We start from the raw sequence: 25212 nt of genomic DNA, 5'->3' as shown, positions 1-25212 counted from the left end.
GCGAGTAAGAGTGGGCATCGCATGAAAGAAACATCCACGCCCACTCGGTAAATGGGAGCGTTTTACATGAAAAAGTCACTCTTGTCCGCCGTCGCCGTGATCGCGCTTGTCGCGTTCAGCGGCAGCGCGTGGGCTGACATCCTGATCGGCGTTGCCGGTCCGATCACTGGTCCGAACGCAGCATTCGGCGCGCAGTTGCAGAAGGGCGCCGAACAGGCTGCCGCCGATATCAACGCGGCTGGCGGCATTAACGGCGAGCAGATCAAGATCGAGGTCGGCGACGACGTGTCGGATCCGAAGCAGGGCATCTCGGTCGCCAACAAGTTTGTCGCCGATGGCGTCAAATATGTCGTCGGCCACTTCAATTCGGGCGTCACCATTCCGGCGTCAGAGGTCTATGCCGAGAACGGCATTCTCGTCATCACGCCTTCCGCTACCAACCCGAAGCTGACCGAGCGGGGCCTGTGGAACACGTTCCGTACCTGCGGACGCGACGATCAGCAGGGCAAGGTTGCCGGCGACTACCTCGCCGCGCACTTTAAGGACGGCAAGATCGCCGTCGTCCACGACAAGACGCCTTACGGCCAGGGTCTCGCCGACGAAACCAAGAAGGCACTCAATGCTGATGGCGTGACCGAAGCCATGTATGAGGGCATCAATGTCGGCGACAAGGACTTCTCGGCGTTGATCGCCAAGATGAAGGATGCCGGCGTCAACGTCGTCTACTATGGCGGCCTGCACACCGAGGCCGGCCTGATTATGCGCCAGCTCGCCGATCAGGGTCTCAAGGCCCAGTTCATGTCCGGCGACGGCATCGTGTCGAACGAATTGGCCTCCATCGCCGGCGATGCCGTCGACGGCACGCTGATGACATTCGCCCCCGATCCGCGCAAGAACCCGAACGCCAAGGAACTCGTGGAGAAGTTCCGCGCCGCCGGTTTCGAGCCTGAAGCCTATACGCTCTACTCCTACGCCGCGCTGCAGATCGTCGCCGCCGCCGCCAACAAGGTCGGCTCTTCCGACGACGCGCAGAAGGTTGCGGAAGAGATCAAGAAGAGTGGCCCGTGGAAGACCGCCATCGGCGACATCGGCTATGACGCAAAGGGCGACATCACCCGTCCCGACTACGTCATCTACACTTGGAAGAAGGGTGACGACGGCAAGTACACCTACTTCGAACAATAAGCCGGCAAACGCCTGCAGCCCAAAAAATGCCCGGCGCCTGGCGCCGGGCATTTTTCATTTGTCTTTTGCTTCATCGCATAGGCGCAAGGATTTAAATCGGTTTAGCCGACGTCTCCATTTTTGTTTGCACTGCAGCATTTTCGCGCTAATCATGTCCGGCAGTTCCCTTTCCCGCGTCCGGAGCCCTGTCCTTGGCAATCTCGAAGATCCTTGTCGCCAACCGCTCCGAAATAGCCATCCGCGTCTTCCGCGCGGCCAACGAGCTCGGCCTCAAAACCGTGGCGATCTGGGCAGAGGAGGACAAATACTCCCTGCATCGCTTCAAGGCCGACGAAAGCTACCAGGTCGGGCGCGGGCCGCATTTGGCCAGGGACATGGGGCCGATAGAAAGCTATCTGTCGATCGAGGAGGTTATCCGCGTCGCCAGGCTATCGGGCGCCGATGCCATCCATCCAGGCTACGGCCTGCTGTCGGAAAGCCCGGAATTCGCCGAGGCCTGCGCCACGGCCGGCATCATCTTCATCGGGCCAAAGCCGGATACGATGCGCAGGCTAGGCAACAAGGTCGCCGCTCGCAACCTCGCGATCGAAGTCGGCGTGCCGGTAATTCCCGCCACCGATCCCTTGCCGGACGACATGGCGGCGATAAAGGAACTCGCCAAGACGATCGGCTACCCGGTGATGCTCAAGGCATCCTGGGGCGGCGGCGGCCGCGGCATGCGCGCCATCCGCTCCGAGGCCGATCTCGCGCGCGAGGTCATGGAAGGCAAGCGTGAGGCGAAGGCGGCTTTCGGCAAGGACGAGGTCTATCTCGAAAAGCTGATCGAGCGCGCACGCCATGTCGAGGTGCAGGTACTGGGCGACACTCATGGCAACGCCGTGCACCTGTTCGAGCGCGATTGTTCGATACAGCGCCGCAACCAGAAAGTGGTCGAGCGGGCGCCGGCGCCCTACCTCGAAATGTCACAGCGCGAGGAGCTTTGCGGCTACGCGCTGAGGATCGCGCGCGAAACCAGCTATATCGGCGCCGGCACGGTCGAGTTCCTGCAGGATGCTGATACCGGAAAATTCTACTTCATCGAGGTCAATCCGCGTATCCAGGTCGAGCACACGGTCACCGAACAGGTGACCGGCATCGACATCGTCAAGGCGCAGATCCATATCCTCGACGGCTTTGCCATCGGCACGGCGGAATCGGGCGTTCCGGCGCAGAAGGACATCAGGCTCAACGGCCACGCGCTGCAGTGCCGCATCACCACGGAAGATCCCGAGCATAATTTCATCCCCGACTATGGCCGCATCACCGCCTATCGCGGTGCCACCGGCTTCGGTATCCGCCTTGATGGCGGCACCGCCTATTCGGGCGCGGTCATCACCCGCTTCTACGATCCGCTGCTGGAAAAGGTAACGGCGTGGGCGCCGACGCCGGCCGAGACCATCGCCCGCATGAACCGGGCGCTGCGCGAATTCCGCATCCGCGGCGTGGCGACCAACCTCACGTTCCTCGAGGCGATCATCAATCACCCGAGCTTCGCCGACAATTCCTACACCACCAAGTTCATCGACACGACGCCGGAACTGTTCGCCAGTGTGAAGCGGCAGGATCGCGCGACCAAGCTGCTCAACTACCTTGCCGACGTTTCGGTCAATGGTCATCCCGAGACGCGCGGCCGGCCGCAGCCAAAGGCCGATGCGGCGCCACCGGTAGTGCCATATCTCAACGGCAATGTGCCTCAAGGCAGCAAGCAGAAGCTCGACGTGCTCGGGCCGGAGAAATTCGCCGCGTGGATGCGCGAGCAAAAAGAGGTGCTGGTCACCGACACGACAATGCGCGACGGGCATCAATCCTTGCTCGCGACGCGTGTGCGCACCTATGACATTGCCGGAATTGCCGGCACCTATGCGCGTGCTCTGCCGCAGCTTTTGTCGCTCGAATGCTGGGGCGGCGCCACATTCGACGTCGCCATGCGCTTTCTCACCGAAGACCCATGGGAGCGGCTGTCCCTGGTGCGCGAGGCAACACCCAACCTTCTGCTGCAGATGCTCCTGCGCGGTGCCAACGGCGTTGGCTACACCAACTATCCCGACAATGTCGTCCAGCATTTCGTCCGCCAGGCCGCTGCCGGCGGCATCGACCTGTTCCGGGTCTTCGACTGCCTGAACTGGGTCGAGAACATGCGCGTGGCCATGGATGCGATCGGCGCCGAGGGCAGACTGATCGAAGCGGCGATCTGTTATACCGGCGACATACTCGATCCGGCGCGGGCGAAATACGATCTGAAATACTATGTCGGCCTGGCGAGGGAATTGCAGGCGGCAGGCGCCCATATCATCGCCGTCAAGGACATGGCTGGGCTTCTAAAGCCGAGCGCCGCCCGCGCGCTGTTCAAGGCACTGCGCGAGGCGACGGACCTGCCGATCCACTTCCACACCCACGACACATCCGGCCTGTCGGCGGCAACCGTGCTGGCGGCGGTGGAGAGCGGCGTCGACGCCATCGACGCGGCGATGGATTCGCTATCGGGCAACACCTCGCAGCCGTGCCTCGGTTCGATCGTGGAAGCGCTGAAGGGCACCGAGCGCGATCCGGGCCTCGACCCGCAGTGGATCAGGAACATCTCGTTCTACTGGGAGGCGGTGCGCAACCAGTATTCAGCCTTCGAAAGCGACCTGAAGGGACCGGCATCGGAGGTCTATCTGCACGAAATGCCGGGCGGTCAGTTCACCAACCTCAAGGAACAGGCGCGCTCGCTCGGGCTGGAGACACGCTGGCACGAGGTGGCGCAGACCTATCACGACGTCAATCTGATGTTCGGCGACATCGTCAAGGTGACGCCGTCGTCCAAGGTCGTCGGCGACATGGCGCTGATGATGGTGAGCCAGGACCTGACCGTCGCCGACGTCGAGAATCCGGCGAGGGACATCGCCTTCCCGGATTCGGTGGTGTCGATGTTGCGCGGCGATCTCGGCCAGTCGCCGGGCGGCTGGCCAAAGCCATTGCAGAAGAAGGTGATGAAGGGCGAAAAGCCGATCACGGTGCGGCCGGGTTCGCTGCTCAAACCGGCGGACCTCAAGGCCAGTCGCGCGGAGGTCGAGGAAAAGCTCGAGCGCAAGCTCAGCGAGTTCGAGTTCGCGTCGTGGCTGATGTATCCGAAGGTGTTTTCCGATTTTGCCGCCGCGCAGGAGACCTACGGGCCGGTCAGCGTGCTGCCGACGCCGACCTATTTCTACGGCATGAAGCCGGAAGACGAGATTTTCGTCGACATCGAAAAAGGCAAGACGCTGGTGGTGCGCTGCCTTGCCATCGGCGATGTCGACGAAAAGGGCATGGTCACCGTGTTCTTCGAGCTCAACGGGCAGCCGCGCCGGGTGAAGGTGCCGGACCGGGCGCATGGCGCGTCCGCTGCCAAGGCACGGCGCAAGGCGGAGCCGGGCAATGAGGCGCATGTCGGCGCGCCGATGCCTGGCGTCGTCTCGGCGCTTGCGGTCGCTGCCGGCCAGGCGGTGAAGGCCGGCGACGTGCTGCTGTCGATCGAAGCGATGAAGATGGAAACGGCGTTGCATGCCGAACGCGACGGCACCATAGCCGAGGTGCTGGTCAAGGCCGGCGACCAGATCGATGCCAAGGATCTGCTGATCGCGTTCGGGTGAAACAGGCCGGCATCGATAGGGCCTTGTCGGCGCCTGGCAGCAGCCCTTCATGCCGCATCGATAGTACCTTGACCCGCCGCGCCCGGTCGGGCATCGAACCGCTGCAATTCGCCGCTCGGGTCACCCCGAGTCGCGGCGAGAAACGACGCGGAGAGAAGAATATGGCCGACGACATCACCGAGACCAGCCAGACTGTTGCCGCCGGCCAGCTGCGCGCCTTCATCGAACGAATCGAGCGGCTCGAGGAAGAGAAGAAGACGATTGCCGACGACATCAAGGAAGTGTTCGCCGAGGCCAAGGGCACTGGCTTCGACACCAAGGCGATGCGGTCGATCATCCGGCTGCGCAAGAAGGACCAGGCCGAGCGGCAGGAAGAGGAGTCCATCCTCGATCTGTACAAGGCTGCGCTCGGCATGGTGTAAAGGCCGGCCTCGGCGCCGGAGACGATCGCGGGAGAAGCGGTTCTGACCATGGAATCCAGCCATGAGTGAATTCGACTTCGGCGCCCACCGCGCCTCTGAATTCCGCCAACGCAGCTTCTGGACGCTGTTCGCGGAACGGCATCCGGATGAAAGGGCTCTGTTGGCGAGGCGCGGACCGTGGTTCTGGCAGCGTGGGCTGCCCGATTTCGCATTGGTCCTTTCCATGTATGTCGCGCCTGCGCACAATCATGTCGGCGTCTTCTTCGGCCGCAACGAGAAGTTCGGTGCCACGCAAGCCTGGTCGCGGTTGAAGCCGTTCCAGCCGGCCATCGAAGACAGGCTGAAGCTCAGGCCAGAACAAAGTTGCGACGGCCTCGGCATCAATTCGATGTGGCGGGTGAATTGTTTTGCCGAGGACAATTGGCCGGCGATGACCGACTGGCTGGTGACGGAAGCCTCACGTTTCGAGCGCGCGATTGCCGAAGTTCTGGGTCAGGAATAAAGCAGGGTTTCCAGACGCAATCCTTGTGGAAGGGTTGCTCTGGTGCGCAGCCAGGGAGCCGATCGATCGATGACGATCATGTCGCGCGTTGCCGCCTTCTTCCGCTCACGCTGGTTCGGCGGCGTGCCGCTCGATCGGCTGTTCTGGCGCGACCTGGTCGTTGTCGGCACAGCGATCAACGTCGCGTCGTCGGTGGCGGCGCTCATTCTGCTAGGATTGAAGCTGCCGCTTGCGCTCGTCCTGGCGGTGCATTTCGCGCCGGTGCCCTACAATATCTTCCTGACCTTTGCCGTTTGGCGAACTGCCGGAAAATCGAGTGGCGTCATGGCCTCGCTGATGACTCTTGGCGCCACGTTGTGGCTGATCCTGGTGGTTGTGGCCTGACGATCAGGCGGCCGGCTCGAATTTGAGCGCCACGCCGTTGATGCAATAGCGCAGACCCGTCGGCGGCGGGCCGTCCTCGAAGACGTGGCCGAGATGGCTGCCGCAGCGGGCGCAATGGCATTCGGTGCGGACCATGCCGTAGCTGCGGTCGACGGTGGTCTCGACCGAACCCGGCACTGGGTCGTTGAAGCTCGGCCAGCCGGTGCCGCTCTCGAATTTCAGCTTGGATTCAAACAAGGGCTGGTCGCAGCCGACGCAGGAGAAGGTGCCGGCGCGCTTCTCGTGCAGCAGGGCGCAGCTTCCCGGCCGCTCGGTGCCGTGGTTGCGCATCACCGCATATTGCTCGGGCGTCAGCCGGGCGCGCCATTCGGCATCGGTGCGGGTAACGGGGTAGGTGTGGCTGTCCATTTTTTCCTCTTAGCTTATGTCGCTATTTGGGTTGCCTTCGCAACTTCGCCTGAAATAGGCATTTGTTACGGCGTTTGCTCGTATTTCCTATCCTGCCGCGAAGAATCCCTCAGGCGATGGCGGCGAGATAGCGCGCAACCGATGCTGAAAATGCCGCCTTTGCGTCTCCGATGACGTTCTGGTTCCACCATGCGCCGTAGATATGGTCGAACGCGAAAGGCTCCAGCGCGGCCTTGATGCCGAGCACTTTCGTCGCGTTGAGCGGGATATAGTTCGGATAGCTGTACATGAAGCTGACATGACGGCGGGTCGGCGCCACCTGCAGGATGTCGCCGGCCAGGATGGCATTGCCGCGGTCGCGCTTCCAGTGCAGTACCTGGCCACCGGCAAAGTGGCCGCCGCAGCGGATGAGCGTCAGCGACGGGTTTATGGCGCGCATCTCGCCTTCCCAACTGATGATTGCCGGATGCGGCCGCATGATCCACTGACGATCATCGGCGTGCAGATAAATCGGCACGCCGCCAAACGCCTCGCTCCACTCGACCATTGCCGAATAATAATGGCAGTGCGAAATGGCGATGGCGGCCAGGCCGCCCCGGCGGTTGATCTCGGCCACCGCCTCGTCGCTGACCATCGAGATGCAGTCCCACAGCACATTGCTGTGCGGCGTTTGCGCCAGCAATGCGCGCTGGCCGATAGCGAAGCGTGGCTCGATGCCGAAGGCGAGCACGCCGGCATCATCCTTGATCACGACCCGATGGCCGGCGGCGAGCTCTTCCGGCGTGGTCCAGGCCTGGCCCTCCCAGCGCACATATTGCCGCTCGTCCTCGCAGATCGGGCAATGTCGCGGCGGCGTCGCTGTCGCCGCGAACTGGACACCGCATTGCAGGCAAAGGAAACAGGTCGACCGTCCTGTTTTGCGTGGATCCATTCAGTGCGTCCTTGAAAGTTGCTTCGTCGCGGCTTCGAGGCCGGCGAGCGTCAGCGGAAACATGCGGCCGCCAAAAATATCGCGGATCATGGCAATCGAATGGGTAAAACCCCAGTTCTTCGCGTCTTCCGGATTGAGCCAAATGGCGTTCGGCCATTGCTGCAGCAGCCTGCCGAGCCAGACGGCGCCGGCCTCCTTGTTCCAATGCTCGACCGAGCCGCCGGGTTGAGCGATCTCATAGGGGCTCATCGAGGCGTCGCCGACGACGATCACCTTGTAGTCGGGGCCATATTTATGGAGGAGATCGAAGGTCGGAATCACCTCGGCATGGCGGCGGCGATTGTCCTTCCACACGCCCTCGTAGAGGCAGTTGTGGAAATAGAAATATTCGAGCTGGCGGAACTCGGCGCGGGCGGCCGAAAACAGCTCCTCGACACTCCTGACATGGTCGTCCATCGAGCCGCCGACATCGAAGAACATCAGCAGCTTCACGGCATTGCGACGTTCGGGTTGTGTCTTAACGTCAAGATAACCGTGCTCGGCGGTGGCGTGGATGGTGCCGGGCAGGTCGAATTCCTGTTCGGCGCCTTCGCGCACCCAGCGGCGCAAGCGCTTCAGCGCGACCTTGATGTTGCGGGTGCCGAGTTCGACGGCGTCATCGAAATTCCTGAACTCGCGTTTGTCCCAGACTTTTACCGCGCGGCGGTTGCGGCTTTCGTGCTGGCCGATGCGCACGCCTTCGGGATTGTAGCCATAGGCGCCGAAGGGCGAGGTGCCGCCGGTGCCGATCCATTTCGAACCGCCCTGATGCCGGCCCTTTTGCTCCTCCAACCGCTTCTTCAGCGTCTCCATCAGCTTTCCGAAGCCGCCCAGCGCCTCGATCAGCTTCTTCTCCTCGTCGGTCAGATGCTTTTCGGCGAGCCTCCGCAGCCATTCCTCCGGGATATTTGCGACATCGACCGCGTTTTCGCCAGCCTGCGCCTCGACACCTTTGAAGATGTGCGAAAAGACCTGGTCGAAGCGGTCGATGTGGCGCTCGTCCTTCACCAGAGCGGCGCGGGCGAGATAGTAAAAGCCCTCGACATCATAGTCGACCAGCCCGGCCTCCAGCCCCTCCAGCAGCGACAGATATTCGCGGAGCGAGACCGGAACCCGCGCTGCCTTCAGTTCGAGGAAGAAGGGGATGAACATGGTCCGACTTTATCTGTGTCCCTCGATCTTCTCCCGTGCGGCGCTGGCGATAAAGGCGGAACGCGTCAGACCACGCCGACCCGCTTCTTCGTCGATTGCCGCCAAAAGACCTGCGTCGAGCGACAGATTGGCCCGGACAGGCCGTCCGGAATCGATCAGCACAGGGATCATCACGGCGGATTCACCGGCAGCGCTATCGACTTCGCCCAGTCGGAGCAGATCTGCCACAGTGCGCGCGGCGGGCAAGGGCAAGTTCTTCGCCATTCGTGTCTCTGCCCATTCGCGAACGGCAGAAGTCGCATCGGCTATCGCCTCTTCGGGACTTGCGCCACCGCCGTGACATCCGGGAAGATCAGGCACCCGCACTCCCCAGACTTCATCTGCGCCGTCAAGAATTCCGACATAGTGCGTCATGATTCGTCCTTAAATCCATCCAGCAAGCCGGGCGATCGACCGCGCAACACCCAGAGATTGTTCGCGATGCCGCGGCACGATAATCATGATCTCCGGCCTTTCCGGATGCTCGTACTTCTCGTGTTTGCCGCCGCCTACGTTCACCCAGCCGTCACGTAAAAGCCTCGTGACAATCTTGCGCGTGTTGGTCTCGATCAGCGGCACTGTCGCCCCTGATCATGCGCAATATATTGCGCACAGGTGATTATTTCAATCGTTGGCCTCATCATAGCAGATCGTATTCGATGAAGCCGGTCCTGCGCGCCACGTGGTCGTAGAGCTTGCGCGCGGTGGTGTTGGTTTCGTGGGTCATCCAGTAGACGTTCTTGACGCCGATCTTGCCGGCTTCCTGCTTGACCGCTTCGATCAGGGCGGCGCCGACGCCCTTGCCGCGTACATCGGGGTCGGCGAACAGGTCCTGCAGGTAACAGTTGTTTATCTGCGACCAGCAGGAGCGATGGTAGAGATAGTGCGTCAGGCCGACGGCCTTGCCGTCGAGGGTGGCGATGAAGCCTTTCGGCTCGAACTCGCCCGCCGTGAACAGCCGCTTCCAGGTGACGGCGTAAACCTCTTCCGGCAGCTTGGTTTCGTAGAAGGTGAGATAGGCGGTCCAAAGACGCCGCCAATCGGCGTGGTCAGATTGCGCCAATGGGCGGATAGTGATCTCGGTCATTTCGTTTCCCTCTGAAGTCGGCAACCTGAAGCTGCCTCCGTGCCCGGCTAGAGGCAACGGTCCAGCACAGGGAAAGCGCTGTCCGGTGACTTCGTGGGCTTCCGGCCGACCGGCCCCTCATCCCTGCCGTCTCGCCATGAAGGCCAGGCGCTCGAACAGGTGCACGTCCTGTTCGTTCTTCAGCAAGGCGCCGTGCAGCTTGGGCAGCACGTTCTTCGGGTCGGCGCGCAGGTCCTCGGGCGCGATCTCGTCGGCGACCAGCAGGCGGATCCAGTCGAGTGCCTCGGAGGTCGACGGCTTCTTCTTGAGGCCCGGCACGTCACGGATTTCATAGAATTGCGTGAGTGCGGCGCGCACCAGGTTCTGCTTGATGCCGGGATAGTGCACGTCGACGATTTTGTGCAGCGTCTCGACGTCGGGAAAGCGGATGTAGTGGAAGAAGCAGCGGCGCAGGAAGGCGTCCGGCAGCTCTTTTTCGTTGTTGGAGGTGATGATGACGATCGGCCGGACGGTGGCACGGATGGTCTCGCCGGTCTCGTAGACGAAGAACTCCATCCGATCCAGTTCCTGCAACAGATCGTTGGGGAACTCGATATCGGCCTTGTCGATCTCGTCGATCAGAAGCACGACTTTCTTGCCGGCAGCAAAGGCGTCCCACAGCTTGCCGCGCTTGAGGTAATTGCGGATGTCGTTGAAGCGCTCGTCGCCGAGCTGGCTGTCGCGCAGCCGCGAGACGGCATCATATTCATAAAGGCCCTGCTGCGCCCGCGTGGTCGATTTGACATGCCATTCGATCAGATCGAGGCCGAGCGCCGCCGCCACCTGGCGGGCAAGTTCGGTCTTGCCGGTACCGGGCTCGCCCTTGACCAGCAACGGCCGCTCGAGCGCGATCGCCGCGTTGACCGCCACCATCAGATCCTTGTCGGCGACATAGGCTGCCGTGCCTTCAAAACGCATTTTTGCTCCCGGGTTCATCGCGCGACCCTAAGGAGGCGGCCTTCGCGGTGCAAGGCGCTGCTGGCAAAGCGGGGATCTTGCCGGCGCGACCCTCGTCGAGCGGTTCTGCGTCGATTTAAGACTCGAAACATGTCGTCTCTCTGGCGCTTGGTCTGCCGTCTGCCTATATTGGCGGAGACGGTCTGCGCTTCCCGGCAGGAGAACATTTTCCCCGGGGCCTTAATGATCCCTAGGGAGCTGTCCCTGGGAAGACCCGTGGGTTTTCTCATACGGCGCCCACCTACTTTGTAGGTTCCCGGGATCGCTCTCTCCACCGGTTGTGTGGATCGTCACCTGTCGAAAAGGCAATGTCTGGCGGATCTTGTCGTCGCGCCGCTTTGTGCGGTGCTCTCACGAACGAAAGCTCGCCCCGCTCCTCCAAAACGTCGCTCGTAAAACTCCATCCAAATCTGACCTTTTCTAACGTCGGCGCATGACATCCCCAAAAGACCTGAAAAAAACTCTCCGCAACCAAGCCCTCGGGCGCCGCGACGCGCTCGATCCTTTCTGGCGGGTGGAGGCAGCACTCGAAATGGCCGAGACGGCGCGCGACCGGATCACGGTCGAGCCGGCCCAGATCGTCTCAGGCTTCTGGCCGATGCGCTCGGAAGTCGACGTCCGGCCGCTGATGTTTGCCTTGCGCGAAAAGGGGGCAAGGCTCTGCCTGCCGGCCATCCTCAACAAGACCACCATCGTTTTTCGCGAACTGGTGCGCGGCGCGCCGATGATCGACATGGGCTTCGGCACCGTCGGGCCACACGAGGAAGCCGAGGTGCTCGATCCCCAAATGATGCTGGTGCCGCTTGCCGCCTTCGATGCGCGCGGCCACCGCATCGGTTACGGCGCCGGCTATTATGACCGGGCGATCGCGCGGCTGGCCGACAAGGGACAGCAGCCGCGGCTGATCGGCATTGCCTTCGACTGCCAGGAGGTGGCCCTGGTGCCGGACGAGCCGCATGACGTGATCATTCCGGAAATACTCACCGAGAGCGGGTTGCGCCGCTTCGCGCCGAAATTGTAGATAAGTTCCTGGACGCATGGTCTTTTGCGAAAGTCATGCAGCTTTTTGCTTCGCTGACCTTCGGTTCGGGATCACGCTTATATGAGACTTCTCTTCCTCGGCGACATGGTCGGCAAGACAGGACGTACGGCGGTGTGGGAACAACTGCCTGGCCTGATCTCGGATTTCAAGCTCGACTTCGTCATCGTCAATGGCGAGAACGCCGCCGGCGGCTTCGGCATCACCGAGGAGATTTTTCGCGAGACGATCTCGGCCGGCGCCGATGTCGTCACCACCGGCAACCATGTCTGGGACCAGCGCGATGCGCTGATTTTCGCGCCGCGCGAAGAGCGCTTCCTGCGTCCGTCCAATTTCCCCAAGGGTACGCCGGGGCGCGGCTCAGGCGTCTACATCGCCAGGAACGGCGCGCGCGTGCTGGTCGCCAACATCATGGGCCGGGTGTTCATGCATCCCGAGCTCGACGATCCGTTCCAGGCCGGCGAGCGCGAACTTGCCGCTTGCCCGCTTGGCGAGCAGGCCGATGCGATCGTCATCGATTTCCATGCCGAGGCGACCTCGGAAAAAATGTGCTTCGCTCATTTCGTCGACGGCCGTGCCAGCCTTGTGGTCGGCACCCATACGCATCAGCCGACCGGCGATCACCAGATCCTCAATGGCGGCACCGGTTATATTTCCGATGCCGGCATGTGCGGCGATTACGATTCCTCGCTCGGCATGGACAAGGAGGAGCCGCTCAACCGGTTCTTGTCCAAGGTGCCGAAAGGCCGCTTCGAGGCATCGACCGGACCGGCGACATTGTGCGGCGTCGGCGTCGACATTTCCGACCGTAGCGGCCTGACCGAACGGATCGCGCCGTTTCGCCGCGGCCCGCGGCTGGAGGAAACGGCTCCATCCTTCTGGTCGTGACATTGATATAGACGCTTGCAATACCCAATTGCCGGCGAAACTGCTCTAGATCGTAGAGGGGACGACCTCCATGCAGCTAGTCGAATTCCTGGCGCCGCATTTCGCCTTTGTCTCCGACCCGACGGCATGGGTCGCGCTGCTGACGCTGATCGTGCTGGAGGTCGTGCTCGGCATCGATAATCTGATCTTCATCTCGATCCTGACCAACAAATTGCCGGTAGCGCAGCGGGCCCGCGCCCGGCGGCTCGGCATCTCGGCCGCGCTGGTGATGCGGCTGATCCTGCTGGCCACCATCTCGATCATCGTCCAACTGACGACGCCGATATTCACCGCCTTCGGCCACGGGTTTTCATGGCGCGACCTGATCCTGATCGCCGGCGGCCTGTTTCTCGTCTGGAAGGCGACCAAGGAGATCCACCACACGGTCGATCTCGATGATCACCAGGACACCATGATGGGCGAGACATTGCAGCTGTCGCTGGCCGGCGCGATTTTCCAGATATTGCTGCTCGACCTCGTCTTCTCGATCGACTCGATCATCACCGCCGTCGGCATGACCGACGAAATCGCGATCATGTACATCGCGGTGATCGTGGCGGTGAGCGTGATGATGCTGGCGGCCGGGCCGCTGGCCGATTTCATCGCCAGGAACCCCAGCATCGTCATGCTGGCCCTCGGCTTCCTGCTGATGATCGGCACGACGCTGATCGCCGACGGCATGGGTTACCACGTGCCGAAAGGCTACATCTACGCCGCCATGGGTTTTTCGGCACTGGTCGAAGGGCTCAACATGCTGGCGCGGCGGCGGAAGAAGGCAAAGGGCGGGGGCGGGCATTGACTTGACTCTTACAGAATTGTGCGTACAATTTTGTAAATAACGGTGCCGCCATATTGCGATTTGAATGGGATCCCGAGAAGGCCAAGCGCAACCGTGCCAAGCATGGTGTTGAGTTCGATCTCGCCAAAGATGTCTTCAAGGATCCGCTTCATCTGATTGTGCCTGACCGGTTTGAAGATGGCGAGCAAAGGTGGCATGCGATCGGGATGATCCAAGGGCTGGTGGTACTGCTCGTTGTTCACACTTATCCCGATCTCGAAGATGAGGAACGAATTCGGATTGTCGGTGCCCGGAAAGCAACGCCGCATGAAAGGAGGCGCTATGAGCAGGAAGGAACTTAGCCAAGATCAGCGCAACCAGCTCGCCAATTTGGCAGATTTGCCTGACAGCGAAATTGACACGTCCGACATTCCGGAAACTTCGGCCGAGAATTGGGTTCATGCTCGCCGAGGGCACCTCTACCGGCCACTAAAGCAGCCGGTGACCATTCGGCTTGACGCTGATGTGCTGTCCTGGTTCAAGGAGCATGTCGAAGGCGGTGGCTATCAAACGGAGATCAACCGCGTGCTCCGCCGTCATGTGCTAGAGCAGGAAAAGCGGCGTTCCTGAGCATTCGCGGTCTGTTGCCAGCCGATCTTGGCTCGCCGTTGCTTAATTTGCTGGAACGCCCTTCGGATGACGGTCGCCGATCAGGCCGAGCATCACGCCTTGCTCCAGCCACGCCTTGGCGCCGGCGAGCACCAGCGCAAAACCGCCGGTCGAGCCGATCGCCTGCTTGACCTGCTCATCGGGGCTACCGACAAAGCCGAAATTGCGGACCTCGACAAAGGTCGTGCCGCCCGGCATCTCGGTAAATGTCAACACCACCGTGGTCGGCGGATCGCTCCATTGCATGACGATCTTCTTGTTATCGACGATCTCACTGACATTGACCGTCGTCGAGACGCCATACATGCGCCATTCCCAACTGATTTCCTTGCCGCTGTCCAACCTGTCGCTGCCATGGGTGAACCAGAATTTCGTCGTGATCGCCGGATCGACGAAGGCTTCGAATACGTCGGCGACCGGCCGCCTTATCAGCATGCCGGCTTCGGCGGTCGGTGTTTCACGGATTTTCATAGCGTCCTCCTTTCCACGGCGCCGCCCTGTTCACCAGGCATCGGGTTCGCGTACGAGGTGAATGATGTTGGCCGGATTGGTGATCCAGCCGCCGCGAAAGCCTTCACCCAGTGCCTCGATGGCATCGCAGCGCACGACGCCGGCCTCGGCGAGATGCTCCGCAGCGGCCGGAAAATCATCGGTGAACAGTTCCAGCCAGATCTCGGCCTGGCTCATCATCGGCGCCTCGTCGATCCACAGTCGATTGGGACCGAGTTCGAACCCGACGGCCGGCGATTTGGCCGTGAATGGCTTCAGGCCGATGACGTCGCGATAGAAGGCGATCGTTGCCTGGTATTGATGCGGCGGGACCTTCATGGCGATGTTGATGCCGCCGGTGATCTTCGCGGTCATTTGCTGACTCCATTGCCGTGTTCAGGTTCGATTGGCCGGTTCGGTCCAGAACTCGCTATGCCAAATTGATTTGCCAGGAGACTCCGAACCTGTCGTTGAGCCATGCAAACCGGCGGCTGAAACCATAATTGTCCAGCGCCATCAGAAATTTGCCGTCCTTGGCCAGAGCCTCGACAATGTCGTTCAGCTCTGCCTCCGTGGAGCAATTCACATACAGCGAGACCGACGGCGTGAACGTGAAGGCATGGTGCACGGGGCTGTTGTAGACCATCACTTCCAGACCGCTTATGGACACGCGCGCCAGCTTGACCGTTCCTTCCGGGCCGTCTTCGCCGGAGCCGTAACGTGTGATGTCAAGGACGCTGCTGTCGGGGATCGTCTCGCAATAGAAGGTCATTGCCTCTTCGGCCTTGCCCTCGAACATCAGAAATGGCGTCACTTGCTTCATCGCAGGCCTCCGTCATCTTGGTGGCTTTTCAGATGTTGTTCTCGTTGGCCGGCTCGCCCTTCATCTCGCTGCGGTAATAGCCGTCGCGCAGATTGATGCCGTATTCGACATAGGCCTTCATGCAGGCCAGCATCTGCGACCAGCCCTCGCAATTGAGGTAGGACTTCTTCAGGCCGACCGCGTCCTCGTGCCAGCCGGTTTCGGCGATGGTGACAAAGGTGCCGCCATCGTCGAGCGGTTCGAAATTCATTTCGATGCGGGTCTTGTAGGTCGGCTTGCCGTCGGCGTCGGTGGCATCCCAGCGCAGTACGATGCGGCTGTCTTTCTTCACCTCGTCGACCTCGACCGGAACCTTGCCCCACCAGATGACGGTGGCGCCCGCCTCCAGCAGTGCGCTGGCGCCGCCGATCGTGGTGAAGTAGCCGCTGAGTTTCTTCGGATTGACGACCGCATCGAAGACTTCGGCGACGGGTTTGCCGATGCGGCCAGAAACCCTGAATCCAAGAGACATATCCACAGCTCCTTCCTTGAATGGCTCAAGGATATGTTATAGAAATATAACATGTCAAGCCAATCGCGAGACGACAATGTTTTCAAGGCGCTGGCGCATCCGCGCCGGCGTGCGTTGCTGGACCGGCTGAAGGATGCGCCGCAGACCACCGGCATGTTGTGCGATGCCTTCCCCGACATGGACCGCTGCACGGTCATGCTGCACCTGAAGGTGCTGGAGGAGGCCGACCTGGTCGTGGCGCGGCGCGAGGGGCGCGAACGCTGGAACCATCTCAACGCGCTGCCGATCAAGCACATCCACGACCGCTGGATCAGTCAATATGCCACGCACGCGATCAGCATCCTCGACCGGCTGAAATCCGATCTTGAGGGATGAAAGGTTTGCCGAAGCCTGCCGATTTTCGGATCTTGAAACCCTTGCGTGCCGGCAGCAATGGCGCGGCTGGACGAATTGAGCCGATTTATCTATAAGCCGGCCATTCCGACAGCGAGCGCCGTCCGTCCGTCAGGGACGCAGCAGGACGTTCTGAAATTTTGAATTCGAGCATTTTGCAAGATGCCGGGTGGTTCACCAGGCGGCAGATGCTCTAGCCGAGAAGATGACAGGGGTGCCATGGCTGGCCATTCACAGTTCAAGAACATCATGCACCGCAAGGGCCGCCAGGATGCGGTGCGGTCGAAAATGTTTTCCAAGTTGGCGCGCGAAATCACCGTTGCCGCCAAGAGCGGCACGCCCGATCCATCGATGAACCCGCGCCTGCGCCTTGCGGTGCAGAACGCCAAGGCGGTGTCGATGCCGAAGGACAATATCCAGCGCGCCATCAACAAGGCGTCGATGGGTGATGCCGAGACCTACGAAGCCGTGCGCTACGAGGGATACGGGCCAGGCGGTGTCGCGCTGATCGTCGAGGCGCTGACCGACAACCGCAACCGCTCGGCGTCGAATGTGCGCGCTGCCTTCACCAAAGCCGGCGGGGCGATGGGCGAGACCGGCTCGGTATCGTTCATGTGGGACCGCGTCGGCGAGATCTACTATCCGGCATCGGCCGGCAGCGCCGAGAAGGTGATGGACGCGGCGATCGAGGCCGGTGCCGACGACGTCCAGTCGGACGAGGAAGGCCACACGATCTACTGCGCTTTCGAGAATCTCGGCGAAGTGTCGAAGGCGCTGGAAGGCGCGCTTGGCGAGGCTGAATCGGTGAAGCCGATCTGGAAGCCTCAGACCAATATCGCGGTCGACGAGGAGCGGGCGCAATCGCTGATGAAGCTAGTTGCGACGCTCGAGGACGACGACGACGTGCAGAGCGTCTACGCCAATTTCGAGGTCGACGAGGAGACCTTGGCGAAGCTCAGCGCGGCATGATCCAAGACACGCTGCCCACCGTCCGCATCACCTATTGCACCCAGTGCCTGTGGCTGCTCAGGGCCGGCTGGATGGCGCAGGAGCTGCTGTCCACCTTCGGTACCGATCTCGGCGAGGTGACGCTGGTGCCCGGCACCGGCGGCATCTTCACCATTTCCTGCAATGACACGCTGGTCTGGGACCGCAAGCGTGACGGCGGTTTTCCCGACGCCGCAAAGCTCAAGCAGCTGGTTCGCGACGTCATCGATCCGGATCGCGATCTCGGCCATGCCGATCGCAAGGGCCATAAGCCAAAAGATCCTGCCTGAAGGCCTTTTACGCTTCCGTCCTGCATTCACCGCCATGCGAAGATGAGGCAGCCCAGCGCCACGATGGCGGAGATGGTGCGGACATGATTCCACATCACCCAGTCCTTGAGATAGGTGGCCCACACGGCGGCGCCGTTGGCGCTTGCCGGATCGACCGCAGCCAGGGCGTTGTTGAGCGGCACGTTGAACATCATCGTCACGATCGGATTGCCGACGACATAGATCAGGGCGCCGGCGAGAAGCCAGAACGAACCCGGTTGGCTCCAGCCGATAAGAGCGCCGGCGGCGAGGACAAGACAGACCAGCCCGGTGCCGAAAAGTGCGGTCATGAATGCCGGCGTGATCACGGTGATGTTGATCGAATTCATGGCGGCGATGCCGCCTGCGGCAGGCAAGCGGGCGAGCGCCGGCACGATAAAGTTGGAGAAGGCGAAGAAAACGCCGCCGACAACGCCTGAGCCAATGGCAGCGACGAAGGTGAGGGTGGGAAGCAGTTTCATGATCATGTCAGTTGCTCCGGTTTCGGGGTTCGAGCAATTTGATTGGCGTGGCGTTTAGAAAATGTGAGCGATCCTCATATTTGCAAAACGTGATAAACCCTCGTATTTTGTCAGTCAAGCCATTTTTCTGGAGACAGTCATGGAAGGCACCGCTGCACCGGGTTCCCGCAATGAGCAGACCGCATCGCCGCGCCGGGCGCCGAGCCAGCAGCGCAGCCGCGAGCGGGTCGAGCGGATGCTGGCCGCCGCCTCGGCGCTGATCGCCGAGCAAGGCAGCGACGCCATGCGCATGGGCGAGGTGGCCGAGAGGGCCGGCGTGTCGATCGGCTCGCTCTACCAGTTCTTCCCCGACAAGCGGGCGCTCATCTGGGCGCTGGCCGAACGCTACACCGCCGAAAGCCAGGCCTGCATTGCCGCGGCACTGGCGGAGGTCAGTGACGCCGACGGCCTGCGCCGGGCATTTTCGGAACTGGTGAATATCTACTACGGAATGTTCCTGGCGGAGCCGGTGATACGCGACATCTGGTCGGGCACGCAGGCCGACAAGGCGCTACGCGAACTCGAGCTTGCCGATAGCCGGGCCAACGCCGAATTCCTTACAGCCGTGCTGAAACGGCTGCGGCCATCCGCCGATCCGGAAGCGCTGGAAACGACGGCGTTTCTCATCTGGCAGATGGGCGAGGCCGCAATGCGGCTGGCGATCTCGGTCGGGCGGCAAGAGGGCGACCGGCTGGTTGCCGCCTACAAGCGGATGGCGCTGCGCGAGCTGGTCGGCGAATAGGGCCGTATTTTCGCAATAAAAAACCCGCCACGAAGGCGGGTTTCTCGATCTGCGAAACGCCAATGCGGCTTAGAGGCCGAAACCTTCGAAACGCTTCTTGAACTTCGACAGGCGGCCACCGCGGTCGAGCAGGGTCTGCTGGCCGCCAGTCCAGGCCGGATGGGTGGTGGGGTCGATATCGAGGTTCATCGTATCGCCTTCCTTGCCCCAGGTCGAACGGGTCATGTATTCGGTGCCGTCGGTCATGACGACCTTGATGGTGTGGTAGTCGGGATGAATATCGTTCTTCATGGGTCTGTTCCTGGCTTGCCGGGTGCTGCCGACGGGCTAAAGCCTGCGTCGATGCGCCCCTTTTTAAAACTCGAAGCCGCAGCTATTGAGGAGCCACGGCTTCTAAAACGGTCGGCGAGCCTATACATCAGCCGGAATTGAATCACAAGGCCGCGGCAAGCGCATATTGATGGCGCAAGCCTCATAGGGCCAAAGGAAACGGTCATGGCGAACATCAGCGGCGATGCAGACGAGCGCAGGCGCTCGCTGAGGCCGCTGCAGCGCCTGTTTCCCTACATTACGCATTACCGCAAAATGGTCATCGGCGCGATCGTCTCGCTGGCCGTCGCGGCGGCGACGACGCTGGCGCTGCCGCTGGCCGTGCGGCGGATGATCGACCACGGTTTTTCCGCTTCCGATTCCAGCTTCATTGCCGAATATTTCGCCATGCTGGTGGTGATGGCCGCCGTTCTGGCGGCGGCGTCGGCCAGCCGCTACTATTTCGTCATCACACTCGGCGAGCGCGTCGTTGCCGATATCCGCCGCGATGTCTTTGCCCACGTCACAACGCTGTCGCCATCCTTTTTCGACACGGCCCAGTCGGGCGAGATCGTCTCGCGGCTCGCCGCCGACACGACACAGGTCAAATCGGCCGTCGGTGCCACCGCCTCGGTGGCTTTGCGCAACGTCATCCTCGGCCTGGGCGCCGTGGCGATGATGGTCTTCACCAGCCCAAAACTGTCCGGCCTGGTCATCGCGGCCATTCCGCTGATCGTGCTGCCGCTGGTCGCCTTCGGCCGCTCGGTGCGGCGCAAGTCACGGCTGGCGCAGGATACTCTGGCCAATGCCACCGCCTACGCCAGCGAGCAGATCGGCGCGGTGCGCACCCTGCAGGCCTTCACCAACGAGAAGCTTGTGACCGGGTATTTTTCGTCCGCCGTGGAAGCAGCGTTCGAAGCGGCGCGGACCTCGATCTTTGCCCGCTCCTTTCTCACCTTCGTCGCCATCTTCATGATCTTTTCCTCGGTCGTGGCGGTGCTGTGGTTCGGTTCGCGCGACGTGCTCGACGGCACGCTGTCGCCGGGCACGCTCGGTCAATTCCTGCTCTATTCGGTGTTCGCCGCCGGCGCGCTCGGCGCCCTGTCGGAGGTCTGGGGCGAACTGTCCCAGGCAGCGGGCGCTGCCGAACGGCTGACCGAGATCCTGGCCGAGAAACCCGCGATCCAGGCGCCCGCCGATCCGAAGCCGCTGCCGGCAAAGGCGAGAGGCGCGATCAGCTTCGACGATGTCTCCTTCTCCTATCCGGCCCGGCCCGACCGCGCCGCCGTTCATGGCCTGAGCTTTCAGGTCAAACCCGGTGAGACGGTGGCGATCGTCGGGCCATCCGGCGCCGGCAAGAGCACGGTGTTTTCGCTGCTTCTGCGCTTCTACGATCCGGAGGCCGGCAGGATCGTCATCGACGGGGTCGATCTGCGCGAGGCCGATCCGGCGGCGATCCGCGCGCGCATCGCCATCGTGCCGCAGGACGTCACCATCTTTGCCGCAAGCGCGCGCGACAATATCGGCTTTGGCCGGCCTGGCGCCAGCCAGGCCGAGATCGAGGCGGCGGCGAAGGACGCGCTTGCCGACGAGTTCATCCTGAAACTCGAAAAGGGCTATGACAGCCAGGTCGGCGAGCGCGGCGTGACGCTGTCGGGCGGCCAGCGCCAGCGCGTGGCGATCGCCCGCGCCATTTTGCGCGATGCGCCCATCCTGCTGCTCGACGAGGCGACCTCGGCGCTAGATGCCGAAAGCGAGACGCTGGTGCAAACGGCGCTGGACCGGCTGATGAAGGGCCGCACCACGATCGTCATCGCCCATCGGCTGGCAACCGTGCTGAAGGCCGATCGCATCCTGGTCATGGATGGCGGCCGCATCGTCGAGGAAGGCACGCATCAGAGCCTGGTCGCCAAGGGCGGCATCTATGCGCGGCTGGCCAAGCTGCAGTTCGATACCGGGGCGAATGCTTTCAGGGGTGCGGCCGAGTAGCATTGCTCCATCCCGATGAAATCGGGATGAGGCTCCATCTTCTTGTTTGGCCATGATCTTTTCCGAAAACCGGCATCCACTTTTCGGGATCATGGTGCCCAGCGGCGGCCGAGATTCTTCAGCTACCGAAAGCTCGGCGTTTGCCGCGTCGATAGGCGATGAACAGGGGAACGCCGACAAGCAACGACAACAAAAGCATGCTGGCGACGGTCTGTCGCTGCTCCTTTGCCGGATCGCTGAGCTGCACATCGGCAGGCGGCTCTTCATAGGTAAAATCGTACTGCCAGCGAATTTGGTCTGCGAGGTCATCGACGGTTTTCAGATAATCGGCAATCGCCTTGGCCGGTACTTCAGTCGCCAGCGTCTGAAAGTTCCATTCAACTTGCAATTCGGTGGGCGTGTTGGACCAGGATGCCTTGAGAGACAGATAGGGCGTCACGACGTTTTTCATCGACTCGCCGGAAAACCTCGCCTTGAGGTTGCGCACGGTCACCTTGTGGCGGCGGTAGAACTGGGGGCCGAGGGAGACGGGCCCGGTTCGGTCGACGATTGTCGGGGTTGGAAGAGAGTTGTTGCCGAGATCGGCCGCGCGGATCGGGAAATTCTTTGCCAGATCGTTGGCCGCCAGCGCCTCCGCCGGCAAGCGATAACTTTCCTTCACGCTCACTATGTTGCCGTCGCGGCGATCCACGATTTCCGGCTTGGCGATGGTTTGGACGCCCGGATATTGCTTGTTGTAGTATTTCAGGTAGGCGTCCGACACCTCGCTCAGCGACCGGCTGGCGAAATTGCCGCGCATCCAATCGGCATCGGCGTCCTCATATGTCGAGAAGACCGTCAGCACGAGGGGATCGCCCGGTTTCCGCGGAAAGTCGAATTCCTCGGCGATCTGGATCGATGGGCTGCTAAGCACAGGGCTCGGCATCTTCTCCAACCCGCCGGTGCTGGAAAGCGGCAGCGCGAAGCCGTAGTCCGGCTGTGCGAGATTGTGCGCCCTGCCGCCCTGAAGATAGTTCGTGGCGTCCAGCCAATATGTCTTTGCTCCGATCCTTGCCTTGACGATGGCATGGTCGAAATCGCGGAGCGCCGGCAGATGCTGGTCCAGGGCCCGTCCCTCGTCGAGATCGGCCAAGGCGACCTCGGCAGCAATGCCAAGCCGCACAAGCGACGAAACCAGCAGCAGGGCCTTGTCCTTGCAGTCACCGAACCCGCTCAGGATAACCGTCGCGGGATCACGCGGAACGTAGGAACCGGCACCCATCGACAGGCTTACATAGCGGATCTGGTCCTGCACCAACCGCATTGCCTCGACCATCCGGTCTTCGGGCACCGGATGCCGCAGAGCGATGTCGTCGAGCTTTGCGGCAAAAGCCGGGGGAAAAACGGTCGCTGGCTTGTAATAGGGCGCAACGGCATCGACCACACTTTGCCAATTCGCGGTAGACGCGACATCGATGGAGCCCCAGCCTGGATAGGTCACGGGCAGGTTGTCCTCGACATTGACCGGTTTCGGGTTTGGAACTTCCCATAGATAGGTGGTGTCCGGCCCAGTCGGGGAGATTGACGGCTTAAGTCGGGTTCCCCTTGTCTTGATCTGGAGCGGCTGGCCCGAAGGCCAAATGATGCTTGTGCGGATAAGCGCTACCGGCTCTTCCCATTCGGTGGAGAAATTCTTGAAGAAAAGGTCCTTGCCGACCAGCGGCGTTATCTCATAGGTCGACCCGTAGTCGACGATGTCGCCGGCACGCACGTCATCGATGTTGACATGTGCTGTCAGCCAGCCGTCGAAGACGCCTTTCTCGGCGTCTCTTTCCCTGCGGAAGATGTCGAATTCGACGCCTTCCAGCCGGTCCAAAACGGCACCATAGCGGATGATGTGAAGATGGTTGAGCGTGACCTTGTGCCGGGACGGATCGAACTGCAGATCGATACTCGCGCCACGATCCAGGCCGGGACGGTCGACGATTTTATAGACGGTGCGCGAGTACTCGACATAACCGCCGGCGCGATGCTTGATCTGGTCGTCCGAGAGCAGCCATGAAACGCCATTCTTGATTTGATCCGATCGGGTGGGATCGGCAGCCGGAATATCAAGCTGCTTTACCCAGCTTTCTGCCGGACCCTTGAGAACCATGTCGTCGGACATGGCCGGAGAACTCAGGCCGATCAATAAGATGAAAAATACCAAGCGGAGCCAGAAAGACTTCATCCTATGAAAACTGTAACAGACAGACATCTACGCTCGCCCAACTTGGAAGAACTCCTTTTTCAGAGGCTTTCCCACCAAAGTAAAGGCCAGTTTCGCGGATTTCTGCAGTCACCGCGGCAAGAACCTGGAATAGACGAAGCGGCTCAGTTCCCGTACCGCTTCTTCAGATGGTCAGTGAAATGTGCGGCATCGAGCTTTTCGCCGGTAGCGCGTTCGAGCAGTTCCGGTGTCGACCAGCGCGAGCCTTGCGACCAGATCCTTTTGCGGCGCCAGTCGTTGATCGCCGCGAAATCTCCCTTGGCGAGGTCTTCGTCGGCTGAAGGATGATCCCTGGTCAGCGCCGCCCATTGCTGCGCCGCCATCATGGCGCCGAGCGTGTAGGAGGGGAAATAGCCGAAGGCGGCACCCGGCCAGTGGACGTCCTGCATCGGACCGTCAGCCGGATTGTCTGATGTCGACAGGCCGAGATAATCGCGCATCTTGGCATCCCAGGCTTCGGGCAGGTCGGCTGCTTCCAGCCGTCCCGAGACAAGCTCCTGCTCCAGCTCGTAGCGCAGGATGACGTGCAGCGGATAGGTGACCTCGTCGGCATCGACGCGGATCAGGCCGCGCTCGACCCGGTGCACATGCGGCAGGATGTCGTCGATCGCCCAGCGCTCGCCGAGGTGTCTTTCGACCACCGGCAGCGCCCAGCGCCAGAATTCTGGATTGCGGCCGATCTGCTTTTCGACGAACAGGCTCTGGCTTTCATGCACCGCCATGCCGCGCGCTCTGCCCAGAGGCCAGTGCGCCCACACCTTCGGCAGGTTCTGCTCGTACAGCGCATGGCCGGTCTCGTGCAGCACGCCCATCAGCGCCGACAGGAAATCCGAAGTCTTGTAGCGGGTGGTGATGCGCACGTCGCTCGGCACGCCGCCGCAGAAGGGATGGTGCGAAACCGACAGCGAGCCGTGGGTGAGGTCGAAGCCGACCGCCGCCATCATGGCGAGGCCAAGCTCGCGCTGCTTGTCCAAGGGGTATCTGCCGGAAAGCGGCTTCAGCGGATGTTTCGCCAGCCGCTCTTCCTGCACGGCCAGTGCCTCCGGCACGAAGCCTTTCAGGAAGGTCTTCAACTCGACAAACACAGGCGTGATGTCGGCGGCGCGATTGCCCGGGTCATATTGCTCCATCAGCGCGTCGTAAGGCTCGAGCCCGAGCACCTCGGCGCGAAGGGCCGCCTCCTCGCGGACCAGCGCCACGACGCCTTCGAGCGCCGGTAGGAAACCCGCCCAGTCGTTCTTGGCGCGCAGGTCGCGCCAGAGCTGCTCGGAGCGCATGCGCGCGGTCGTCTGGCGCTCGACGAACTCGACCGGCAGGCAGGTCAGGTTGGTGTATTGCCGGCGGAATTCCCCGACCGCGGCCTGCTGCTCTTCGTTCAGCGCCTCCTGCTCGGCCGCCGCGATCCAGTCGGCAATCTCCGGCGCAGTCGCCCGGGCATGGTGCATGCCGGCAAGCGCCGACATTGCCTCTGCGCGCTTCTCGCCGCCGCCGACCGCCATATGGGTCGCCTCGTCGGCGCCGAGGATGGCGAGGGCGTGTTCCAGCGCTTCGAGCTTGTGGCCGAGGTCGTCGAGTTTTTGAAAGGACATTGTGGGTTCCGCTGATTTGACGGCGGGAAAAGATACCAATGCAAAAGCGTTGGCAACCCCGAAGCCGTCCGCGATCGACGCATTGACTGCCGGCT

Annotated in this window: 30 protein-coding genes and 1 other RNA gene; 16 read left to right on the top strand and 15 right to left on the bottom strand. The window is 61.8% G+C overall.

Annotated features, from left to right (window positions below; translation table 11 throughout):
* Nucleotides 1-66: 66 nt before the first annotated feature.
* From NKJ55_RS16755 to NKJ55_RS16735, 5 genes are all read left to right on the top strand, one after another.
* Nucleotides 67-1185 carry a branched-chain amino acid ABC transporter substrate-binding protein gene (locus NKJ55_RS16755; RefSeq protein ID WP_352450862.1) on the top strand — a complete coding sequence of 373 codons (1119 nt, stop codon included), beginning with the start codon at nucleotides 67-69 and terminating at the stop codon, nucleotides 1183-1185.
* A 191-nt stretch (nucleotides 1186-1376) separates the two neighbouring features.
* The gene (gene pyc, locus NKJ55_RS16750; RefSeq protein WP_352450861.1) at nucleotides 1377-4835 is read left to right on the top strand and encodes a pyruvate carboxylase; all 3459 of its coding nucleotides are present in this window, start codon (nucleotides 1377-1379) and stop codon (nucleotides 4833-4835) included.
* A gap of 161 nt (nucleotides 4836-4996) precedes the next feature.
* Complete coding sequence (locus NKJ55_RS16745; RefSeq protein WP_023719653.1) at nucleotides 4997-5257, top strand: DUF2312 domain-containing protein; 261 nt, start codon at nucleotides 4997-4999, stop codon at nucleotides 5255-5257.
* Nucleotides 5258-5318: 61 nt separating this feature from the next.
* Entirely contained in the window at nucleotides 5319-5759 is a 441-nt protein-coding gene (locus NKJ55_RS16740) for a hypothetical protein (RefSeq protein WP_352450860.1), read from the top strand.
* Nucleotides 5760-5828: 69 nt separating this feature from the next.
* Entirely contained in the window at nucleotides 5829-6143 is a 315-nt protein-coding gene (locus NKJ55_RS16735; protein ID WP_023678043.1) for a hypothetical protein, read from the top strand.
* Nucleotides 6144-6146: 3 nt separating this feature from the next.
* Here NKJ55_RS16735 and msrB read toward each other — a convergent pair whose 3' ends face one another.
* The 7 genes from msrB to NKJ55_RS16700 all read right to left on the bottom strand — a co-directional run bounded on the left by msrB (nucleotide 6147) and on the right by NKJ55_RS16700 (nucleotide 10756).
* Nucleotides 6147-6551 carry a peptide-methionine (R)-S-oxide reductase MsrB gene (msrB, locus tag NKJ55_RS16730; protein WP_027152870.1) on the bottom strand — a complete coding sequence of 135 codons (405 nt, stop codon included), beginning with the start codon at nucleotides 6549-6551 and terminating at the stop codon, nucleotides 6147-6149.
* 109 nt (nucleotides 6552-6660) lie between these two features.
* A complete protein-coding gene (locus tag NKJ55_RS16725; protein ID WP_352450859.1) occupies nucleotides 6661-7482 on the bottom strand; it encodes an MBL fold metallo-hydrolase in 822 nt (273 codons plus the stop codon).
* On the bottom strand, nucleotides 7483-8673 hold the full coding sequence (locus tag NKJ55_RS16720) for a vWA domain-containing protein (protein WP_352450858.1): 1191 nt from the start codon (nucleotides 8671-8673) through the stop codon (nucleotides 7483-7485). It lies immediately after the preceding gene.
* Nucleotides 8674-8682: 9 nt separating this feature from the next.
* Nucleotides 8683-9087: a type II toxin-antitoxin system HicB family antitoxin gene (locus NKJ55_RS16715; RefSeq protein WP_254816428.1), complete on the bottom strand. Its 405-nt coding sequence runs from the start codon at nucleotides 9085-9087 to the stop codon at nucleotides 8683-8685.
* 9 nt (nucleotides 9088-9096) lie between these two features.
* Nucleotides 9097-9291 (bottom strand): type II toxin-antitoxin system HicA family toxin, encoded by a 195-nt coding sequence (locus NKJ55_RS16710; RefSeq protein WP_126104508.1) that lies wholly within the window; start codon nucleotides 9289-9291, stop codon nucleotides 9097-9099.
* Nucleotides 9292-9352: 61 nt separating this feature from the next.
* Nucleotides 9353-9799: a GNAT family N-acetyltransferase gene (locus NKJ55_RS16705; protein ID WP_352450857.1), complete on the bottom strand. Its 447-nt coding sequence runs from the start codon at nucleotides 9797-9799 to the stop codon at nucleotides 9353-9355.
* Nucleotides 9800-9916: 117 nt separating this feature from the next.
* Nucleotides 9917-10756, bottom strand: coding sequence for an AAA family ATPase (locus NKJ55_RS16700; RefSeq protein WP_352450856.1), 840 nt, complete (start codon nucleotides 10754-10756; stop codon nucleotides 9917-9919).
* 176 nt (nucleotides 10757-10932) lie between these two features.
* Here NKJ55_RS16700 and ssrS point away from each other — a divergent pair.
* From ssrS to NKJ55_RS16670, 6 genes are all read left to right on the top strand, one after another.
* Nucleotides 10933-11088, top strand: a non-coding RNA gene (gene ssrS, locus NKJ55_RS16695) — 6S RNA.
* A gap of 140 nt (nucleotides 11089-11228) precedes the next feature.
* Entirely contained in the window at nucleotides 11229-11816 is a 588-nt protein-coding gene (locus NKJ55_RS16690; RefSeq protein WP_352450855.1) for a 5-formyltetrahydrofolate cyclo-ligase, read from the top strand.
* An 81-nt stretch (nucleotides 11817-11897) separates the two neighbouring features.
* A complete protein-coding gene (locus NKJ55_RS16685; protein WP_023678036.1) occupies nucleotides 11898-12722 on the top strand; it encodes a TIGR00282 family metallophosphoesterase in 825 nt (274 codons plus the stop codon).
* A gap of 70 nt (nucleotides 12723-12792) precedes the next feature.
* Entirely contained in the window at nucleotides 12793-13560 is a 768-nt protein-coding gene (locus tag NKJ55_RS16680) for a TerC family protein (protein WP_352450854.1), read from the top strand.
* Between the two features lie 53 nt (nucleotides 13561-13613).
* Nucleotides 13614-13901 carry a BrnT family toxin gene (locus NKJ55_RS16675; protein WP_352450853.1) on the top strand — a complete coding sequence of 96 codons (288 nt, stop codon included), beginning with the start codon at nucleotides 13614-13616 and terminating at the stop codon, nucleotides 13899-13901.
* On the top strand, nucleotides 13882-14169 hold the full coding sequence (locus tag NKJ55_RS16670) for a BrnA antitoxin family protein (RefSeq protein ID WP_352450852.1): 288 nt from the start codon (nucleotides 13882-13884) through the stop codon (nucleotides 14167-14169). Before NKJ55_RS16675 ends, NKJ55_RS16670 begins: the two co-directional genes overlap by 20 nt.
* Nucleotides 14170-14211: 42 nt before the next feature.
* Here the strand turns inward: NKJ55_RS16670 and NKJ55_RS16665 are convergent, their stop codons facing one another.
* From NKJ55_RS16665 to NKJ55_RS16650, 4 genes are read right to left on the bottom strand one after another with little or no spacing between them, the layout of a single operon-like run.
* Nucleotides 14212-14679, bottom strand: a complete 468-nt coding sequence (locus NKJ55_RS16665) for an SRPBCC family protein (RefSeq protein WP_352450851.1) — start codon at nucleotides 14677-14679, stop codon at nucleotides 14212-14214.
* A gap of 30 nt (nucleotides 14680-14709) precedes the next feature.
* Nucleotides 14710-15072, bottom strand: a complete 363-nt coding sequence (locus tag NKJ55_RS16660; protein ID WP_023678033.1) for a VOC family protein — start codon at nucleotides 15070-15072, stop codon at nucleotides 14710-14712.
* Between the two features lie 55 nt (nucleotides 15073-15127).
* The gene (locus NKJ55_RS16655) at nucleotides 15128-15520 is read right to left on the bottom strand and encodes a VOC family protein (protein WP_352450850.1); all 393 of its coding nucleotides are present in this window, start codon (nucleotides 15518-15520) and stop codon (nucleotides 15128-15130) included.
* A gap of 28 nt (nucleotides 15521-15548) precedes the next feature.
* On the bottom strand, nucleotides 15549-16031 hold the full coding sequence (locus tag NKJ55_RS16650) for an SRPBCC domain-containing protein (RefSeq protein WP_352450849.1): 483 nt from the start codon (nucleotides 16029-16031) through the stop codon (nucleotides 15549-15551).
* Between the two features lie 51 nt (nucleotides 16032-16082).
* On the opposite strand from NKJ55_RS16650, the gene NKJ55_RS16645 reads away from it, so the two are divergent.
* The 3 genes from NKJ55_RS16645 to NKJ55_RS16635 all read left to right on the top strand — a co-directional run bounded on the left by NKJ55_RS16645 (nucleotide 16083) and on the right by NKJ55_RS16635 (nucleotide 17701).
* The gene (locus NKJ55_RS16645; RefSeq protein ID WP_023678030.1) at nucleotides 16083-16406 is read left to right on the top strand and encodes an ArsR/SmtB family transcription factor; all 324 of its coding nucleotides are present in this window, start codon (nucleotides 16083-16085) and stop codon (nucleotides 16404-16406) included.
* A gap of 237 nt (nucleotides 16407-16643) precedes the next feature.
* Nucleotides 16644-17393 (top strand): YebC/PmpR family DNA-binding transcriptional regulator, encoded by a 750-nt coding sequence (locus tag NKJ55_RS16640; protein ID WP_023678028.1) that lies wholly within the window; start codon nucleotides 16644-16646, stop codon nucleotides 17391-17393.
* Nucleotides 17390-17701, top strand: coding sequence for an Rdx family protein (locus tag NKJ55_RS16635; RefSeq protein ID WP_352450848.1), 312 nt, complete (start codon nucleotides 17390-17392; stop codon nucleotides 17699-17701). The genes NKJ55_RS16640 and NKJ55_RS16635 overlap by 4 nt, the downstream gene beginning before the upstream one ends.
* A gap of 26 nt (nucleotides 17702-17727) precedes the next feature.
* Here the strand turns inward: NKJ55_RS16635 and NKJ55_RS16630 are convergent, their stop codons facing one another.
* Nucleotides 17728-18207, bottom strand: a complete 480-nt coding sequence (locus NKJ55_RS16630) for an anthrone oxygenase family protein (protein ID WP_352450847.1) — start codon at nucleotides 18205-18207, stop codon at nucleotides 17728-17730.
* A 133-nt stretch (nucleotides 18208-18340) separates the two neighbouring features.
* Between NKJ55_RS16630 and NKJ55_RS16625 the strand changes: the two genes are divergently transcribed.
* Entirely contained in the window at nucleotides 18341-18982 is a 642-nt protein-coding gene (locus NKJ55_RS16625) for a TetR family transcriptional regulator (RefSeq protein WP_352450846.1), read from the top strand.
* Nucleotides 18983-19051: 69 nt separating this feature from the next.
* On the opposite strand, the gene rpmE is transcribed toward NKJ55_RS16625, so the two are convergent.
* Nucleotides 19052-19273 (bottom strand): 50S ribosomal protein L31, encoded by a 222-nt coding sequence (gene rpmE / locus NKJ55_RS16620; RefSeq protein ID WP_352450845.1) that lies wholly within the window; start codon nucleotides 19271-19273, stop codon nucleotides 19052-19054.
* Nucleotides 19274-19477: 204 nt separating this feature from the next.
* On the opposite strand from rpmE, the gene NKJ55_RS16615 reads away from it, so the two are divergent.
* Nucleotides 19478-21280, top strand: coding sequence for an ABC transporter transmembrane domain-containing protein (locus NKJ55_RS16615; RefSeq protein WP_352450844.1), 1803 nt, complete (start codon nucleotides 19478-19480; stop codon nucleotides 21278-21280).
* A 118-nt stretch (nucleotides 21281-21398) separates the two neighbouring features.
* On the opposite strand, the gene NKJ55_RS16610 is transcribed toward NKJ55_RS16615, so the two are convergent.
* Nucleotides 21399-23426, bottom strand: coding sequence for a DUF3857 domain-containing protein (locus NKJ55_RS16610; protein WP_352450843.1), 2028 nt, complete (start codon nucleotides 23424-23426; stop codon nucleotides 21399-21401).
* 206 nt (nucleotides 23427-23632) lie between these two features.
* Nucleotides 23633-25117: a carboxypeptidase M32 gene (locus NKJ55_RS16605; protein WP_352450842.1), complete on the bottom strand. Its 1485-nt coding sequence runs from the start codon at nucleotides 25115-25117 to the stop codon at nucleotides 23633-23635.
* Between the last annotated feature and the right edge of the window lie 95 nt (nucleotides 25118-25212).

The organism is Mesorhizobium sp. M0106, from assembly GCF_040322715.1.
Taxonomy (GTDB): domain Bacteria; phylum Pseudomonadota; class Alphaproteobacteria; order Rhizobiales; family Rhizobiaceae; genus Mesorhizobium.
Note: the sequence above shows the minus strand (reverse complement) of the source record. Positions and strands in the feature narration are given on the sequence as shown.